This window comes from Scandinavium sp. (genome assembly GCF_032012665.1).
In the GTDB taxonomy this organism is placed as follows: Bacteria; Pseudomonadota; Gammaproteobacteria; order Enterobacterales; family Enterobacteriaceae; genus Scandinavium.
Genome location: NZ_DALZVG010000018.1, coordinates 81,418 through 98,549, shown reverse-complemented (window position 1 = coordinate 98,549; position 17,132 = coordinate 81,418). Strand labels below are relative to the sequence as shown.

17 protein-coding genes and 1 tRNA gene are annotated in these 17,132 nt (G+C 53.6%); 11 read left to right on the top strand and 7 right to left on the bottom strand.

The genetic code is table 11. The annotated features are described in order from the left end of the window. Positions 1–2 precede the first annotated feature (2 nt). Both RTU33_RS14990 and RTU33_RS14985 read right to left on the bottom strand, forming a co-directional pair. A tRNA-Ser gene (locus tag RTU33_RS14990) sits at positions 3–90 on the bottom strand. A 145-nt stretch (positions 91–235) separates the two neighbouring features. After that, positions 236–1,864, bottom strand: coding sequence for an ABC transporter substrate-binding protein (locus tag RTU33_RS14985; RefSeq protein WP_312628392.1), 1,629 nt, complete (start codon positions 1,862–1,864; stop codon positions 236–238). Between the two features lie 273 nt (positions 1,865–2,137). On the opposite strand from RTU33_RS14985, the gene yccA reads away from it, so the two are divergent. Beyond that, positions 2,138–2,797 carry an FtsH protease modulator YccA gene (yccA, locus tag RTU33_RS14980; protein ID WP_097163620.1) on the top strand — a complete coding sequence of 220 codons (660 nt, stop codon included), beginning with the start codon at positions 2,138–2,140 and terminating at the stop codon, positions 2,795–2,797. An 89-nt stretch (positions 2,798–2,886) separates the two neighbouring features. Further along, entirely contained in the window at positions 2,887–3,216 is a 330-nt protein-coding gene (gene tusE, locus RTU33_RS14975) for a sulfurtransferase TusE (RefSeq protein ID WP_312628391.1), read from the top strand. On the opposite strand, the gene yccX is transcribed toward tusE, so the two are convergent. Further along, positions 3,213–3,494, bottom strand: a complete 282-nt coding sequence (gene yccX, locus RTU33_RS14970; protein WP_312628389.1) for an acylphosphatase — start codon at positions 3,492–3,494, stop codon at positions 3,213–3,215. The two genes, tusE and yccX, sit on opposite strands and share 4 nt — an antisense overlap. 86 nt (positions 3,495–3,580) lie before the next feature. On the opposite strand from yccX, the gene rlmI reads away from it, so the two are divergent. Then, complete coding sequence (rlmI, locus tag RTU33_RS14965) at positions 3,581–4,771, top strand: 23S rRNA (cytosine(1962)-C(5))-methyltransferase RlmI (protein WP_312628388.1); 1,191 nt, start codon at positions 3,581–3,583, stop codon at positions 4,769–4,771. A 63-nt stretch (positions 4,772–4,834) separates the two neighbouring features. After that, positions 4,835–5,152 carry a heat shock protein HspQ gene (gene hspQ / locus RTU33_RS14960; protein WP_312628393.1) on the top strand — a complete coding sequence of 106 codons (318 nt, stop codon included), beginning with the start codon at positions 4,835–4,837 and terminating at the stop codon, positions 5,150–5,152. 32 nt (positions 5,153–5,184) lie between these two features. Here the strand turns inward: hspQ and RTU33_RS14955 are convergent, their stop codons facing one another. Continuing rightward, positions 5,185–5,598 (bottom strand): CoA-binding protein, encoded by a 414-nt coding sequence (locus RTU33_RS14955; protein ID WP_312628387.1) that lies wholly within the window; start codon positions 5,596–5,598, stop codon positions 5,185–5,187. Between the two features lie 168 nt (positions 5,599–5,766). On the opposite strand from RTU33_RS14955, the gene csgI reads away from it, so the two are divergent. Further along, the gene (gene csgI / locus RTU33_RS14950; protein ID WP_312628386.1) at positions 5,767–6,429 is read left to right on the top strand and encodes a curli synthesis inhibitor; all 663 of its coding nucleotides are present in this window, start codon (positions 5,767–5,769) and stop codon (positions 6,427–6,429) included. A 94-nt stretch (positions 6,430–6,523) separates the two neighbouring features. Next, positions 6,524–6,982: a methylglyoxal synthase gene (gene mgsA, locus RTU33_RS14945; RefSeq protein ID WP_312628385.1), complete on the top strand. Its 459-nt coding sequence runs from the start codon at positions 6,524–6,526 to the stop codon at positions 6,980–6,982. A gap of 29 nt (positions 6,983–7,011) precedes the next feature. Here the strand turns inward: mgsA and helD are convergent, their stop codons facing one another. Beyond that, on the bottom strand, positions 7,012–9,066 hold the full coding sequence (gene helD, locus RTU33_RS14940) for a DNA helicase IV (protein ID WP_312628384.1): 2,055 nt from the start codon (positions 9,064–9,066) through the stop codon (positions 7,012–7,014). 124 nt (positions 9,067–9,190) lie between these two features. Here helD and RTU33_RS14935 point away from each other — a divergent pair, with 124 nt between their 5' ends. Then, entirely contained in the window at positions 9,191–9,637 is a 447-nt protein-coding gene (locus RTU33_RS14935; protein WP_312628383.1) for a YccF domain-containing protein, read from the top strand. A gap of 17 nt (positions 9,638–9,654) precedes the next feature. Next, a complete protein-coding gene (gene yccS / locus RTU33_RS14930) occupies positions 9,655–11,790 on the top strand; it encodes a YccS family putative transporter (protein WP_312628381.1) in 2,136 nt (711 codons plus the stop codon). On the opposite strand, the gene RTU33_RS14925 is transcribed toward yccS, so the two are convergent. Continuing rightward, positions 11,771–12,412, bottom strand: a complete 642-nt coding sequence (locus RTU33_RS14925) for a TfoX/Sxy family DNA transformation protein (RefSeq protein WP_312628380.1) — start codon at positions 12,410–12,412, stop codon at positions 11,771–11,773. The two genes, yccS and RTU33_RS14925, sit on opposite strands and share 20 nt — an antisense overlap. Before the next feature lie 216 nt (positions 12,413–12,628). On the opposite strand from RTU33_RS14925, the gene sulA reads away from it, so the two are divergent. Together sulA and ompA are read left to right on the top strand one after the other, a co-directional pair. Beyond that, positions 12,629–13,129 (top strand): SOS-induced cell division inhibitor SulA, encoded by a 501-nt coding sequence (gene sulA, locus RTU33_RS14920; protein ID WP_312628379.1) that lies wholly within the window; start codon positions 12,629–12,631, stop codon positions 13,127–13,129. Positions 13,130–13,483: 354 nt separating this feature from the next. Further along, the gene (gene ompA / locus RTU33_RS14915) at positions 13,484–14,536 is read left to right on the top strand and encodes a porin OmpA (RefSeq protein ID WP_312628377.1); all 1,053 of its coding nucleotides are present in this window, start codon (positions 13,484–13,486) and stop codon (positions 14,534–14,536) included. Positions 14,537–14,671: 135 nt separating this feature from the next. Here ompA and matP read toward each other — a convergent pair whose 3' ends face one another. Further along, positions 14,672–15,124: a macrodomain Ter protein MatP gene (gene matP / locus RTU33_RS14910; RefSeq protein WP_312628376.1), complete on the bottom strand. Its 453-nt coding sequence runs from the start codon at positions 15,122–15,124 to the stop codon at positions 14,672–14,674. 184 nt (positions 15,125–15,308) lie between these two features. Here matP and RTU33_RS14905 point away from each other — a divergent pair, with 184 nt between their 5' ends. Then, positions 15,309–17,066 carry a Lon protease family protein gene (locus tag RTU33_RS14905; protein WP_312628375.1) on the top strand — a complete coding sequence of 586 codons (1,758 nt, stop codon included), beginning with the start codon at positions 15,309–15,311 and terminating at the stop codon, positions 17,064–17,066. The last annotated feature ends 66 nt before the right edge of the window (positions 17,067–17,132 follow it).

The window sequence follows — 17,132 nt, the reverse complement described above, 5'->3', positions numbered from 1 at the left end:
TTTGGCGGAAGCGTAGAGATTCGAACTCTAGAACCCTTTCGGGTCGCCGGTTTTCAAGACCGGTGCCTTCAACCGCTCGGCCACGCTTCCTAAGTGAGGCGTACTTTAAACATCAGAAGGCATCCTGTAAACCCCCACCTCGTTCGTTTGCCTGAAAAACAGTCAAATCGTGTTTAATTGGCTTAAATTACAACGCATTGACCAGTATTTCAGCATTTTTACCCGAAAAAATTGCTCAATGCTTTTTGATAAACATATCTTTGGTGTAGTAGAACCCGAGCTTATCCGGCGTGAAGCCACCAACCCAGGGTTTCACCAGGTGGGTACGCACATAGTGATAAACCGGTATAGCCGGAACGTCCTGTGCAAGAATATCTTCTGCTTTCTGGTAATATTCGCCTCGCTTTGCCACATCCGTTGCTTTAGCCGCATCCACCAGCATCTGGTCAAAGGTCGTGTTGCTGTATTTGCTGGTGTTTTCGCTGTCGCCGGTACGGAAGTTGTTCAGGAAGGTTGAAGCATCATCGTAGTCGGCAATCCAGGCATAGCGCACGACGTCAAAGTTACCGGTATGCATGGAGTCCAGCATGGTTTTCCATTCCTGATTTTGCAGCTTCACTTCCACGCCCAGATTTTTCTTCCACATCGAACTGGCGGCAATAGCAATGCGCTGATGAGATTCAGAGGTGTTGTACAGTAGGTTGAAAGAGAGCGGATGATTCTCGCCAAATCCGGCTTCCGCCAGCAGCTTTTTCGCCTCGGCGATACGTTTATCACGCGGCCAGCTGGCGTAGTCAGGATTTTTCAGACTGACGCCGCCGATTTCCGGCTGGCTGATTAACCAGGCCGGGCGCTGCCCCTGCCCCAGCACTTTGTCAGCGATGATGTCTTTATCCAGCGCCATATTCAGCGCACGACGCACGCGCGCGTCGTTAAACGGTGCTTTGGTCGTATTGAACTGATAGTAGTAGGTGGCAAGCTGCGGCGAAACGTCCAACTGGCTGCCCATGGTCTTTTTCAGCTGCGCAAACTGGTTAATCGGAACCGTATAGACAATATCGATCTCCCCTGCCTTATAGCGATTCACATCCGCCGCTTCAGAGGCAATCGGCAGATAGGTCACTTTATTAATCACCGTATGTTCATTATCCCAGTACTTCGGATTACGTTCTGCAACGATACGTTCATTCACCACCCATTGCGTCGGCTTGTATGCGCCGCTCGTGACAATGTGCTGCGGCTGAGTCCACTTGTCGCCAAAGCGCTGCACCAGTACCGGATCGACAGGAACCATCACATAATGATCGAGCATAGAAAGAAACGCGGCATTCGGCTGGGAAAGCGTGACCTGTAGCGTGTTGTCATCCAGGGCTTTTACACCTAATGCGTCGGGTGATTTTTTACCAAGGGCAATGTCTGCAGCATTCACGATATGCATATTTCCGGGATAGCTGGCATACGGGGAGACAGTTTTGGGATCAACCAGACGCTGCCAGCTCCAGACCACATCCTGTGCGGTGATCGCGGTTCCGTCAGACCAGGTAATGCCCGGGCGCAGGTGGAAAGTCCAGACCGTATTGTCTTTCTCCTCCCACTTTTCCGCCAGGCGCGGTTCTATCGAGCCATCGGCACGCACCGCCACCAGCCCGTCGAAGATGTCTCTGATAATATTGCCCTCGACATCACTTTCCACTTTATGTGGGTCAAGCGTGGCAGGCTCGCTACCGTTATTCCTGACCAGCTCCTGTTTGTCCGCAAGCGCTGTACCTTCCGGCACCTGCGCCGCCCAGCTCAGGGAAGTAGCGCCGAGCAGTCCAGCCAGGAGCAGCACCTGCGTAATAGGGTTGTGCTTTTGTGGTTTCATATCCTTTGCCTTATTGATTTCATTATGGGTGACACCGTTTTCAGTGTTAGCGGTGGTTTCGCAATAAGGCAATATTTTTCAGTAACCTATAAGATGTCGATCTGGTTAACGGCAAAAAAGCAACGAACGTGCTGCGATGAATTTTATCGCCGATATTTTCGTCTACCGGGCAGGGAAAACGGGTCGGTAAAGATGGGTAAAAGCACTAGAGCTTTGGACTTTGTTTACTTATTCTCAGCAGTTATGACAACTGTCTATAAAGAGAGTGACACTATGGATCGTATTATTACCTCGTCGCGCGATCGTTCATCGCTACTTAGCACACACAAAGTCCTGCGTAATACCTATTTTCTGCTGAGCCTGACGCTGGCGTTTTCCGCTATCACGGCGACGGCAAGTACCGTTCTGATGCTGCCTTCTCCGGGCCTTATCCTGACGCTGGTCGGCATGTACGGCCTGATGTTCCTGACCTATAAAACGGCAGACAAACCTGTGGGTATTTTGTCTGCGTTCGCTTTCACCGGCTTCCTCGGTTATATCCTCGGCCCAATGCTGAACGCTTATATCTCTGCAGGTATGGGTGATGTGATCGGCATGGCGCTCGGTGGAACCGCGCTGGTGTTCTTCTGCTGCTCCGCCTACGTGCTGACCACCCGCAAAGATATGTCCTTCCTCGGCGGTATGCTGATGGCAGGGATCGTGGTTGTACTGATCGGTATGGTTGCCAACATCTTCCTGCAGCTGCCGGCGCTGCATCTGGCGATCAGCGCAGTGTTTATCCTGATTTCCTCAGGTGCCATTCTGTATGAAACCAGCAACATCATTCACGGTGGCGAAACCAACTATATTCGCGCCACCGTCAGCCTGTACGTGTCACTGTACAACATCTTTGTCAGCCTGCTGAGCATTCTCGGCTTCGCCAGCAGAGACTAAGACGATTTATGCGTTACCCGGGCCCCGCTTATGCGGGGCTTTGTTTTTTGCTACACTGCGGCGGTTTCTGAAGATGGTTATGAAAAACTATGTTGAATTTTGACGATAAAGAGATCGAGACCGATAACGACGGTTATCTGAAAGAGAGCAGCCAGTGGAGCGAAGGCCTGGCGGAAGTGATTGCCGCAAAAGAGGACATTACCCTCTCGCCTGAGCACTGGGAAGTGGTGCGCTTTGTGCGCGAATTTTATCTCGAATTCAATACTTCGCCTGCCATCCGTATGCTGGTCAAAGCGATGGCCAATAAATTCGGTGAAGAGAAAGGCAACAGCCGCTACCTGTATCGCTTATTTCCGAAAGGCCCGGCAAAGCAGGCCACAAAAATCGCTGGCCTGCCAAAACCGGTGAAGTGCATTTAATAGCGGATCCCAAAGTCGGTCCATGTTTTCCCGGGCTGGTGTGGTTCAGCCAGAACCTTATCCACCCGGGCGCTGCGCGGCCCGCCCGCTTTAAGCCAGGCGATTAGCTGTTCCACCTTTTCCGTTTCCCCGCACGCCAGCACTTCCACACTGCCGTCATCCAGATTTTTGGCATACCCGGTTAGCCCGAGCTTTAACGCTTCACGCTGGGTGCTATAGCGAAACCCGACGCCCTGCACCAGGCCGTGAACCCATGCAATCATGCATACCTGCGCCATACCTGTTCTCCCGGTTAGTCGTTGCATTTCCCCGCTGACGTGGGAAAATGGCGCCCATTTTCTTTGAATCAACAGAATAGCAAATTATGAGCGTACGTTTAGTGTTAGCCAAAGGCCGCGAAAAATCCTTACTTCGCCGCCACCCGTGGATCTTCTCTGGCGCCGTCGCGCGCATGGAAGGCAAAGCCTCTTCCGGTGAAACCATTGATATTGTTGACCATCAGGGGAAGTGGTTGGCCCGCGGCGCGTACTCTCCATCCTCACAAATTCGCGCGCGCGTCTGGACGTTCGATAAAAACGAAACCATCGATATCGCTTTCTTCGAGCGCCGTCTGCAGCAGGCACAAACCTGGCGTGACTGGCTGGCGAAGAAAGATGGCCTCGACAGCTATCGTCTGATCGCCGGTGAATCTGACGGTCTGCCTGGCGTGACCATCGACCGCTTCGGCAACTTCCTCGTACTACAGCTGCTCAGCGCTGGCGCAGAGTACCAACGTGCTGCGTTAATCAGCGCTCTGCAAACGCTCTACCCGGACTGCGCGATTTACGACCGCAGCGACGTCGCGGTACGGAAAAAAGAGGGAATGGAGCTGACCCAAGGGCCAGTAACCGGCGAAATCCCACCTGCCCTGCTGCCGATTGAAGAGCACGGTATGAAGCTGCTGGTGGATATTCAGAACGGTCACAAGACCGGTTACTACCTCGATCAGCGCGACAGCCGCCTGGCGACCCGCCGCTATGTGGCAGACAAGCGCGTCCTGAACTGCTTCTCTTATACCGGCGGTTTTGCCGTCTCCGCGCTGATGGGCGGCTGCCGTCAGGTGATCAGCGTCGATACCTCACAGGAGGCACTGGATGTGGCGAAACAGAACGTCGAACTCAACAAGCTCGATCTGAATAAAGCCGATTTCGTGCGTGACGACGTATTTAAGCTGCTGCGCAGATACCGCGATGAAGGCGAGAAGTTTGACGTGATCGTGATGGATCCGCCGAAGTTCGTCGAAAACAAGAATCAGCTGATGGGCGCCTGCCGCGGTTATAAAGACATCAATATGCTGGCAATGCAGCTGCTGAACCCAGGCGGCGTGCTGATGACCTACTCCTGCTCAGGCCTGATGACCACGGATTTATTCCAGAAAATCATCGCCGATGCCGCCGTAGACGCCGGGCGTGATGTACAATTTATAGAACAGTTCCGTCAGGCAGCCGATCACCCGGTGATTGCAACCTACCCGGAAGGGCTGTATCTGAAAGGGTTTGCCTGTCGCGTCATGTAAGTTGAAAAGTGAAACATTGCCCGCATATTTATTGTCAGTAATGTTTCCCGGGAGGTGACTATGATGATTGCCAGCAAATTCGGTATCGGCCAGCAGGTCCGGCATTCCCTGTTAGGGTATCTGGGCGTGGTGGTGGATATCGACCCGGAATATTCGCTGGAGGATCCGGCGGAAGACGAGGTGGCAGTAAACGATGAACTGCGCGCGTCGCCGTGGTATCACGTGGTGATGGAAGATGATGACGGTCAGCCCGTCCATACCTACCTCGCCGAGGCGCAGCTAAAAAGCGAAGCCTCCGACGAACATCCGGAACAACCTTCAATGGACGAACTGGCCCAGTCCATTCGCCAACAGCTTCAGGCGCCACGCCTGCGGAACTGATCAAAAAACCCCGCGCCTGCGGGGTTTTCTTTTTATTTAGCCAGCCCGAGCCTTGGGATTTCAATCGCCGGGCATCTGTCCATTACGACGTTCAATCCCGCTTCGCCTGCCAGCACGGCGGCCTGTTCGTTAATCACCCCAAGCTGCAGCCACAGGGTTTTCGCCCCAATGGCGATGGCTTCCTGGGCAACGCCCCATGCGGCTTCTGAATTGCGGAATACGTCGACCATATCCACCTTCTCCGGTACGTCCGCAAGGGTGCCATAGCCCTGCTGACCGAGCAGCGTTTTCCCTGCTACCTTCGGCGATACCGGAATCACGTGATACCCCTGATCCAACAGATATTTCATTACCCGGTAGCTTGGGCGATCGGGCTTATCGCTGGCCCCTACCAGTGCGATGGTGCGGGTTTGCTTTAAAATGCCTGCTATATCGTTCTCTTTCATTCTGTCCTCCGGGCAATTTTGCAAAGTGTACGACAATCCAGGCACGTCAGCCATTCAGTCATACCAGAGTATGAGGGCAGAATCGTGGTTTATGTCTATATGTTAATGAAAATCACTTTCGTAAAATTTTGATACACTCTAAGGGCGGGTCCTTTCAGGAGAGCGGGAATGAAAGCAGGATGGGTCGTGGTGTGTCTGTTACTTCTGATGCCTGGCAGCGTTTTCGCCACAACGTTGCGGCTTTCTGGCGACATCAATTTGCTGGTACTGGACGGTAAGAAAGTCTCGAGCCTGCTGCTGCGTGGCGCGGAAAGCCTTGAAGTGGATAATGGGCCGCACCAGGTCGTGTTCCGGGTTGAGAAAATGATTATTCTGCCAGACCAAAATCGACAGCTTTACGTTTCACCGCCGCTTATCGCAAACTTTAATTCCCAGCTTATAGGTCAGATCAACTTCAGCCTGCCAAGACTCGAAACGCTGGAGGACACTCAGGCTTTCACCGACACCCCGCACGTCAGCCTGCTGGACGGCAATGCGATGCCGATCCCGGTCAAACTCGATATCCTTGCGATTACTCAGGCCGGTAGCGACATTGATTATGAGAAGGCCACCACCGCCTGGAACCTCGCCAACAAGCAAACCTCCAGCACTCAGTTCAGCGCAGCCGTGCCAGACGACAGCACGCTGCTGTCGAAAACCAACGAACTGGATAACCCGGCCTTACAGTCGCAAACGCTGACCGAACAGCGGCTGAAATACTGGTTCCAGCTGGCCGATCCGCAAACCCGCCATCGTTTTCTGGAGTGGGTAAAATCGCAACCCTCCTCCTGATATCATGACCCAGCACAGGAAAAAGTATCGTTAGCGCTTGCAGCCATAGTCACTTTCAGTAATCTGTCCGCATCTTGATGATGGGGAAATGATTATGGAACAGACAACCCGCACCCTGCCGGGCCGCAAGCACATCGCCCTGGTGGCGCACGATCACTGCAAACAGATGCTGAAGGCCTGGGTTGAGCGTCATCAGCCGCTGCTGGCTCAGCACGTTCTGTATGGTACAGGCACCACCGGTAATCTGGTGCAGCGCGCAACCGGTCTTGAAGTGAACGCCATGCTGAGCGGCCCAATGGGCGGCGATCAGCAGGTTGGCGCGATGATCGCCGAAGGCAAAATCGACGTGCTCATTTTCTTCTGGGATCCGCTGAATGCGGTGCCGCACGATCCTGATGTTAAAGCCCTTTTGCGTCTGGCAACCGTGTGGAATATTCCGGTGGCGACCAACGTAGCGACGGCGGATTTCATTATTCAGTCACCCAACTTCAACGCGCCGGTAGATATCCAGATACCTGATTACCAGCGCTATCTGGCTGAACGCCTGAAATAACAAAAATCCCCTCAACGAGGGGATTTTTTTCAGGGTTTACGCGCCACCGGCACATCCAGATATTTCAGCGCATCAACAAACGCCGAAGGCTGCTGCTTATTAAACATCAGCCAGACGCGTTCACGCGCACGGGTCATTGCCACATACAGCAAACGCCGCTCTTCCGCATCGGGGAAATCCTCCGGCTGCGGCAGCAATGCCTGCTCCATGATCGATTCCCGCGCGGGAGCCGGAAACGCATCCTGCCCCTCCTGCAATCCGAGAACAATCGCGTAATCTGCCTGCTGACCTTTGCTGGCATGAATGGTCATAAAATCTATCGTAAGCTTCGGCCAGCGCGTCGCCGCTTTGTCGAGCGCCGATGGCTTCAGGTGATGGTATCGCGCCATCACCAAAATTCTCTGCTCCGGTTTGGCGTAACCGCTCAGCTTGTCGAGCAAGGCATCAAGCTGGTCGTCCGGCAGCAGCGTTACCGCTTTTTTATCCCCGGCAGTGAGGCTGTTAAGCGGTTTTCGCAGCTGATGCGGATTTTGTTGAATGAAGCTGTTGGCAACTTCGCCAATACGCCCATTGAAGCGGTAGGTGGTGTCCAGTGCACAGCTGTCTCCTTCACCGAAGGTCTCACTAAAGGCCGTAGTCAGCGAGAGCTGCGCCCCGCTGAAGCGGTATATCGCCTGCCAGTCATCGCCGACGGCGAACAACGTGGTGTGAGAATTCTGTTTGCGCAGCGCCGCCAGTAAAGCAGCACGCTGCGGTGATATATCCTGAAATTCATCAACCAGAATGTGCTTCCATGGGCTGACAAAACGCCCTTTTTCCAGGATGTTGATCGCCTGATGGATAAGCCCGGAGAAATCGACAGCCCCTTCCTCTTTTAAGGCCGTTTTCCAGGCCTTCAGCAGAGGTGCCATCAGCTTGACTCGTTTGCCAAACAGCTCTCGGATCTCGTCAGGAGCGCTGTCGATCATTTCGGCCTGGGAGCCACCGTGCGAGCGCATCAGGCTCACCCAGCGATCGAGACGGCTGCCCATCCGGCGAAGGATCTTCGGATCGTGCCAGTAATCCCCCTCCGGCACCTCCCACTCCATCTCTTCCTCCAGCCACTGTCGCCAGCCTTTAGCCTGAGCCTTTTTCTCCTGACACTGCTGCTGCCAGCAGTCGGTGAACAGCTTCTGCCGGGCCTGAGTGTCATTTTCCAGCTTGCTGACAACCGGCACTTTCTTGCTGCCCTGCTGAATGATGTAGAGCGCCAACGCATGGAACGTTTTTGCGCTAATGTCTTCAGTATTGAGCCGCTCCCGGATGCGGTCGTCCATCTCCTGCGCCGCTTTGCGACCAAACGCCAGAAGCAATATCTGTTCAGCTGCGGCTTCCCCCCGCATCAAAAGCCATCCGGCTCTGGCCACCAGCACTGAGGTTTTGCCACTTCCCGCACCAGCCAGCACCAGCAATGAACGTTCACCGTTGACCACGGCTCTGGCCTGCGCGTCGTTGAGCGGGGAGGATTCGATATTTTTAAAGAAAGCGGAATAGTGCTCGAGCATCATCTCAGTGAAATGCTGGTTGTGTTGAAGACGACTGGCATCCCGGTCTTTCAGCCATGCCTGACACTGCCGCCAGAGTTCACGACAGTTGTCGAAACTCTCGAGTCGACTGACGGGCACCGGAAGCGCTTCCAGCGCCTGGTGAATTTTTTGCCGCACCTGCGCCACTGCCTCGCGAGTGAGCCATTTACCCTGAGCATCAGAGTTGGCAATGAGCGTCAGCTGCCGCGAAAGTACTTCAGCGGCGATAGCGCTCATCTCATCACTCCACTGCTGCCAGCGGGTTTGCAGATGATGGTGAAAACGCTGCGTGTCTGCCCATTCAGTGCCGTGCAGGCGCACGACCTTGTTTTCAGGCAGAACAAACTCCAGCTCGCCCCAGACCAGACCTCGTTTACAGTGGATCGCCGTCAGCTGATTGAAGGGGATCAGGTACTCATGGCGGTCCCCGGAAACCTTTACGCCCGCATTAAGGAGTTCAACCCTGTCATAAGGGTGCTGCGCCATTCGCTTGCCGAGGGCGGTTGCTTTTAGTTCCATGTCTTGCCAAATCCCGGATTTAGACTTATCTCTGACAGTGTAACTGCCAGATTCCAGGTGCTCCAGCGCTAAAAAACGTTACAATCGTCAGGTCTTTCTTTTCACAGGACTGAACAGAGGTCATATGCGCACCGTTCTGAATATTTTGAATTTTGTGTTGGGTGGGTTCGCCACCACGTTAGGCTGGCTGCTTGCGACGGTTGTCAGCATCATACTGGTTATCACTTTGCCGCTGACCCGCTCCTGCTGGGAAATCACTAAGCTGTCGCTGCTGCCATTTGGCAACGAAGCCGTACATGTTGATGAACTGAACCCGAATGATAAAAGCAACCTGCTGAATACTGGCGGTACCGTGCTGAATATTCTTTGGTTCGTTCTGTTCGGCTGGTGGCTATGCCTGACGCATATCGTGGCCGGTATTGCGCAGTGCATCACCATCATCGGCATTCCCGTGGGGATCGCCAACTTCAAGATTGCCGCCATCGCTCTTTGGCCCGTTGGCCGTCGCGTGGTGTCCGTTGAGACCGCTCGTGCAGCACGTGAAGCCAACGCGCGCCGCCGATTCCAGTGACCAGGGCCCGTCATCGCATGCTGAGCCCTTTATTACGTCGTTACACCTGGAACAGCGCCTGGCTGTATAACGCCCGCATTTTTATTGCCCTGTGCGGCACAGTAGCCCTGCCATGGTGGCTCGGTGAAGTGAAGCTTACCATCCCGTTAACGCTTGGCGTGGTCGCTGCCGCCCTGGCCGATCTGGATGACAGGTTGGCCGGGCGACTGCGCAATCTGGTGATTACGCTTATCTGTTTCTTTATTGCATCCGCTTCCGTTGAACTGCTGTTTCCCTGGCCCTGGGCCTTTGCGCTGGGACTCACACTGTCGACCAGCGGGTTTATTTTGCTGGGCGGCCTTGGGCAGCGCTACGCCACAATCGCGTTTGGCGCTCTCCTGATAGCCATCTACACCATGCTCGGTGTGTCGCTTTACGAGCACTGGTATCAGCAGCCTTTACTGCTGATCGCGGGGGCCGTGTGGTACAACCTGCTGACGCTTACCGGCCATCTCATTTTTCCCATTCGCCCATTGCAGGATAACCTCGCCCGCAGTTATGAACAGCTGGCTCACTATCTGGAACTGAAATCCCGCCTCTTCGACCCGGACATTGAGCATGATGCTCAGGCACCTCTGGTGGAACTGGCTATGGCAAACGGACAGCTAGTCGCGACGCTGAATCAAACCAAAGCGTCGTTACTGACGCGTCTTCGTGGCGATCGTGGGCAGCGCGGCACCCGCCGCACGCTGCATTACTATTTTGTGGCCCAGGATATCCACGAACGCGCCAGCTCGTCGCACGTGCAGTATCAGCCCCTGCGCGACAGCTTCCGCTACAGCGATGTGATGTTTCGCTTCCAGCGCTTGCTTTCAATGCAGGCGCAGGCCTGCCAGCAGCTTTCCCGCTCGATTCTGTTGCGTACGCCCTACCAGCACGACTCCCGTTTCGAGCGCGCATTTGCGCACCTGGACGCCGCACTGGAACGTGTGAGCACGACTGGCGCGGCAAAAGAGCAAATGAACGCCCTTGGCTTCTTGCTGAATAATCTTCGGGCCATCGATGCCCAACTCGCCACGATCGAATCAGAACAGCAGATGGCGCTGCCTGAGAATGAAACGGAAACTCAGCTGTCGGACGATCGTCTGCACGGGATGAGCGACGTCTGGCTACGCCTGAGTCGGAATTTTTCGCCGGAGTCAGCCCTCTTTCGTCACGCGGTTCGCATGTCTCTGGTCCTCTGTGCGGGCTACGCATTTATCCAGTTTACCGGGCTGGATCATGGCTACTGGATCCTGCTTACAAGCCTGTTTGTCTGCCAGCCAAACTACAATGCCACGCGACACCGCCTCGCACTTCGCGTCATTGGTACATTAATTGGAGTGGCGATCGGTTTGCCAATCCTGATACTGGTGCCCTCCGTGGAAGGACAACTGTTGCTTATCGTGCTTACTGGCGTGCTCTTTTTCGCTTTCCGAAACGTTCAGTACGCACACGCCACAATGTTTATCACGCTGCTGGTTCTGCTGTGTTTCAACCTGCTTGGTGAGGGATTTGAAGTAGCGTTACCACGTATCATTGATACGCTTATCGGCTGTGGTATCGCCTGGGCAGCCGTCAGTTTTATCTGGCCTGACTGGAAGTTTCGTAATCTGCCGACGGTCATGGCAAGAGCGGTCGATGCCAACTGCCGCTATCTGGATGCGATCCTTGAGCAATATCATCAAGGACGGGACAACCGTCTGGCTTATCGAATTGCTCGTCGTGACGCACATAACAGAGATGCGGAGCTGGCTTCGGTGGTGTCCAACCTGTCAACGGAACCACGCGCTACGGCGCAAATGCGCGAAACGGCCTTCCGCCTGCTCTGCCTGAACCACACCTTCACCAGCTATATTTCCGCGCTGGGGGCACATCGCGAAAAACTCAGTAACCCTGAAACGCTGCTGCTGCTTGATGATGCAGTCTGTTACGTTGACGATGCCTTCCACCATACGCCTTCTGACGAGCAGCGCGTTCAGGCTGCGCTAACTGGGCTCATGGAACGGATACGCCATCTTGAGCCCGGTTCGGAGTCCAAAGAACCGCTGGTGCTGCAGCAAATTGGGCTGATGGTGAGCCTGTTGCCAGAATTTTGCCGGCTGCAGCAGCAGGTTACTCCTCCGTCAGCTTAGTTGTACTTTTATCCAGTAGCCTCTCCGCCAGTTCCTGGAGATGCTGACGGCGAAGCAAGGGGATTCGTGTTGCGTGAATCCCCTGAATCGCGCCTTCAAGGGCGAAGAGGACATTAATGCTGAGATCTTTACGAATGCGGCGAAGGCGCAGCCAGGCCGCTACTGCCCCTAAAGCCTGGAGCATCTCCAGGTCCTGGACTCCGGCCTCCGAGAGCAAAAGTTCCAGCTGAAAAGTAATGTTGGGTGAATTCTTAAGCCGCCGTGGATCGCCGCGTCGTATTTTTTCGCTTTGCGCTCCTTGCAGTGACATCTCTGACATCTTCAAAAGCAATGATCGATCCCGCCAGAGGACTTCGTCTACCAGATAATAGTTGAGAGAGACAGGTCGGCCTCGTTTGTTGAGGGTCAAAAGCCGTCTTGAATTCGTTGTGTAATACCCAGTGGAATACCCAGTGGTTTGCTCGCAAGCCCTGAGATAAAGCTCCCCGTTAGAAACCATCGCAAACACAGTATCATCGATTGAAAGACTGTATCCCCCGAAAAGCGCGCGATGGCGAATAGTGCCCAAAGAGGCAAAGTACTCTTTACACTGATGGATCCGTTTATATGAGACTTTTCCCATGATTCTTCCTATAATCAGGTAGTTAGATGAATGAGTTATGCTAACGGATCCGTTAATAATGAAAATAAGGAACTTCATTTCAGGGGGCAAGCGGTTATTTTCTAAGCCAGGCACTTCTGTGCAATTTTGCGAGGCGCTTTCAGAAAATGAGGTTGATCTTTAGTCCTGCACGGCGTACTGTATATCCATACAGTAACCCACAGGGCGGGATTCACTATGTACACTTCAGGCTATGTAAATCGTAAATCACTGGCGCCGGCAACAGCAACCGTCGGTCAACCGCAGCATAGTACCACTGGGCTTATCAGCGAAGTGCTGTATCGTGAGGATCAACCGATGATGACTCAATTACTGCTGCTGCCACTTTTGCAACAGCTCGGCCAGCAAGATCGCTGGCAACTGTGGCTCACGCCGCAGCAAAAGTTGAGTCGTCAGTGGGTTCAGGCATCCGGTTTACCGCTATCAAAAGTGATGCAGGTTAACCAAATGTTACCAGGCGCGACGCTGGAGTCGATGATTCGTGCCCTTCGTACAGGAAACTACAGCGTGGTCATCGGCTGGGTTGCAGAAGAACTCAGTGAAGAAGATCAGCGTCTGCTCGCAAGCGCAGCGGAGGAAGGGAATGCGATGGGCTTTGTTATGCGTCCTGTCAGGGCGACCTCTCAGCCCACCAGACAGTTTTCTGGCCTGAAAATTCACTCAAACTTGTATCATTAAGTAAATTTAAGATTTTTCCTGGCATTTTTTTTACTCGATCGGTAACCCGCTCTTTCGTGCGGGTTATTTTACGAAAATGCTTGTCTGGTGCGGTTCTCAGCATTTTATCCCGAACAAAAAATCAACATAAATGTTAAATATTGTGTATACAACTCTTTTTTTTTCATATGCCTGACGGAGTTCACACTTGTAAGTTTTCAAGTACGTTGTAGACTTTACATCGCCAGGGGTGATCGGCTTAAGCCACAGATTATGGCGTACTTATGATTAGGTCCCGCCCCCGGTGAAGGATTTAACCGTGAACTTCTAAATGGATATTCATGGCGATTTTTGGATGATAACGAGGCGCAAAAAATGAAAAAGACAGCTATCGCGATTGCAGTGGCACTGGCTGGCTTCGCTACCGTAGCGCAGGCCGCACCGAAAGATAACACCTGGTATGCAGGTGGTAAACTGGGTTGGTCCCAGTTCCACGATACCGGCTGGTATAACAGCTCCCTGAACAACAACGGTCCAACCCACGAAAGTCAGCTTGGCGCTGGTGCTTTCGGTGGTTACCAGGTAAACCCGTATGTTGGTTTCGAAATGGGTTATGACTGGCTGGGCCGTATGCCTTACAAAGGCGACGTTACCAACGGTGCATTCAAAGCTCAGGGCGTTCAGCTGACTGCTAAACTGGGTTACCCGGTAACCGACGATCTGGACGTTTACACCCGTCTGGGCGGCATGGTTTGGCGCGCTGACTCCAGCAACAACGTTGCTGGTGACAACCACGACACTGGCGTATCCCCAGTATTCGCTGGCGGTGTTGAGTGGGCAATGACCCGTGACATCGCAACCCGTCTGGAATACCAGTGGGTTAACAACATCGGCGACGCAGGCACAGTAGGCGTTCGTCCAGACAACGGCATGCTGAGCGTTGGTGTTTCTTACCGTTTCGGTCAGAACGACGTTGCTCCAGTTGTTGCTCCTGCTCCGGCTCCAGCACCAGAAGTACAGACCAAGCACTTCACTCTGAAGTCTGACGTTCTGTTCAACTTCAACAAGTCTACCCTGAAACCAGAAGGTCAGCAGGCACTGGATCAGCTGTACTCCCAGCTGAGCAACCTGGATCCTAAAGACGGTTCCGTAGTAGTTCTGGGCTTCACCGACCGTATCGGTTCTGACGCTTATAACCAGAAACTGTCTGAGCAGCGTGCACAGTCTGTTGTCGATTACCTGATCTCTAAAGGTATCCCGGCTAACAAGATCTCCCCACGTGGTATGGGCGAAGCTAACCCAGTCACCGGTAACACCTGTGACAACGTGAAAGCTCGCGCTGCACTGATCGACTGCCTGGCACCAGATCGTCGCGTAGAGATCGAAGTTAAAGGCGTTAAAGACGTAGTAACTCAGCCAGCGGCTTAAGTTTAACGTCTAATAAAAAACCCCGCGATGCGGGGTTTTTTTGTTTTTTGTGCCTGTTTGGAACATTGACGAGCACGGTCCAGCAATCTCAAACCCTGTCTATTTTTGTTCGCTTAACTGCTGACCTGGTTTGCTCTACTCTTTCCCTAACAGGGCCTGCAAATCCTGCTTCAGCGTTGTCATCTTGCTGGCGTACTTCTCTTTATTTTCCGCATCCTCAATCAGCTGAACGATCGTCTCTGAGAGTGTTTTGCCCCGACGCTGTGCAAGACCGGCCAGACGCTGCCAGACAATAAATTCAAGGTCGATAGATTTCTTACGGGTGTGCTGATGCTCCGCGTTAAAATGGCGTTTACGCCTGGCCCGGATCGTCTGCTTCATGCGGTTAAACAGAGCGGGATTCATATGCTGCTCAATCCAGTCATTCACCTGAACCGGTTCATTTTCTATCGTCAACAGGGCTTCTACTGCGTCCTGCGCCGCACTGGCCTCGATGTAACGAGTGATAAGCTCACCTTCCCGGTGCTTCTTCACCAGGTATTTCCATTTCCAGCCGCTTTCAAGATTTTCCAGTTGTTGATATTTCATTGCGATCCCAATGTGACCGTGTAACTCATTTCAGGATAACAGGTTTTTGCTGATGTGCTGAGAAGAAATCATCCTCAACGCGGGAGGCTAAGCACCCGGTGAAACTGGCCTGTGAATCCCCGTGTGCGGACTGGCACCTTGAGGTATAATCCTCCGCTTTACATCTGACTAAAAAACAGCGACTTTGACGATTACAAAACTTTCACGGCGCGATGTAGCCCCGGACCTCGAGGCTTATCAGACGCTGTTTGCCCAGCCTGATTTGGCAACCGAAACCGATTCCTTACCCGGCGAACTGCAGGCCCGACTGCATTACGCGCTGGACCAGTTCCTCTATCCTCAGGCTATTTCCGACTTCCTGCTGGTTAAAGCCCCGGAAGAGCCTGAATATCTTGAACTTCTCGCCGAAGCCACACGCGAGCTGCGAAGTAGCTCGCCTGAGCTCAGCGGTGTTCAATATGAAGTAAACGGCAGCTCCGTGACGCTGACGCCCGCCACATCGGCTGAAGATAATTTTGCCAGCCATGGTCCGATTATTCAGGCCGATTGGGTTGAAGCCGAGCAGCTGTTTGGCTGCGTGCGCCAGTTTAACGGAAACATCACCCTGCAGCCCGGGCTTGTGCACCAGGCCAACGGCGGCGTGCTTGTCCTGTCACTTCGCAGCCTGCTTTCACAGCCACTGCTGTGGATGCGCCTGAAGAACATTGTTACCCACAAACGTTTTGACTGGCTGGCCTTTGATGATTCACGGCCCCTGCCCGTCTCAATTCCTTCCATGCCGCTTTCGCTCAAAGTGATGCTGGTCGGCGAGCGTGAGTCGCTGGCGGATTTTCAGGAGATCGAACCGGAGCTGTGCGAAAAATCCATCTACAGTGAATATGAAGACACGCTGCAGGTCGTCGACGAAGAGACGCAAAAATTGTGGTGTCAGTGGGTCTGGCACATTGCCCGCGGCCTGAATTTACCTGGCCCTGACGCCAGTGCCTGGCCGCTGTTGATCCAGGAAGGCGCCCGTTATACCGGTGACCAGCAAACGCTGCCGCTCTCTCCACTATGGATTAGCCGCCAGCTTCGTGAGGCTGCGGCTTTCTGTGAAGGTGACCGCTTTAATGCAGAACAGCTGACGACAATGCTCAATCAGCGTCAATGGCGTGAAGGCTATCTCGCCGAGCGTATGCAGGACGAAATCCTGCTCGACCAGATTCTGATTGAAACAGAAGGCGAGCAGATCGGCCAGATCAACGCGCTCTCCGTGATTGAATTCCCAGGACATCCACGCGCATTCGGGGAGCCGTCACGTATCAGCTGCGTAGTGCACGTGGGTGACGGCGAGTTCACGGATATCGAACGTAAAGCTGAGCTTGGCGGCAACATACACGCCAAAGGCATGATGATCATGCAAGCATTTTTGATGTCTGAGCTGGGCCTCGATCAGCAAATCCCCTTCTCAGCGTCGCTGACGTTTGAGCAGTCCTACAGCGAAGTGGATGGTGACAGCGCCTCAATGGCGGAATTATGTGCCCTGATAAGCGCGCTGGCTAACGTGCCGGTTAGTCAGAGCCTGGCGATTACCGGCTCCGTAGATCAGTTCGGGCGGGCGCAGCCTGTCGGTGGACTCAATGAAAAAATCGAAGGATTCTTCGCCATCTGCCAGCAGCGTGGTTTAACCGGTAAGCAGGGTGTGATTATTCCTTCTGCCAACGTGCGTCATCTCAGCCTGGCACAGGATGTCCAGCAGACTATAGAAGCTGGCGAATTCTCTCTGTGGGCCATCGACGATGTGGCCGATGCACTTCCTTTACTCACGCAATTAATTTGGGATGGCGAAGGCCAGACAACGCTCCTGCAAACCATTCATGAGCGTATTGCTCAGGCAAATCAGCAGGATACCCGACATCGCCCGTGGGCACTTCGCTGGTTAAACTGGTTCAATGCAAACTGATCGGACTTGTTCAGCGTACACGTGTTAGCTATCCTGCGTCGCGAACTCAAAATAAGGCTTACTGAA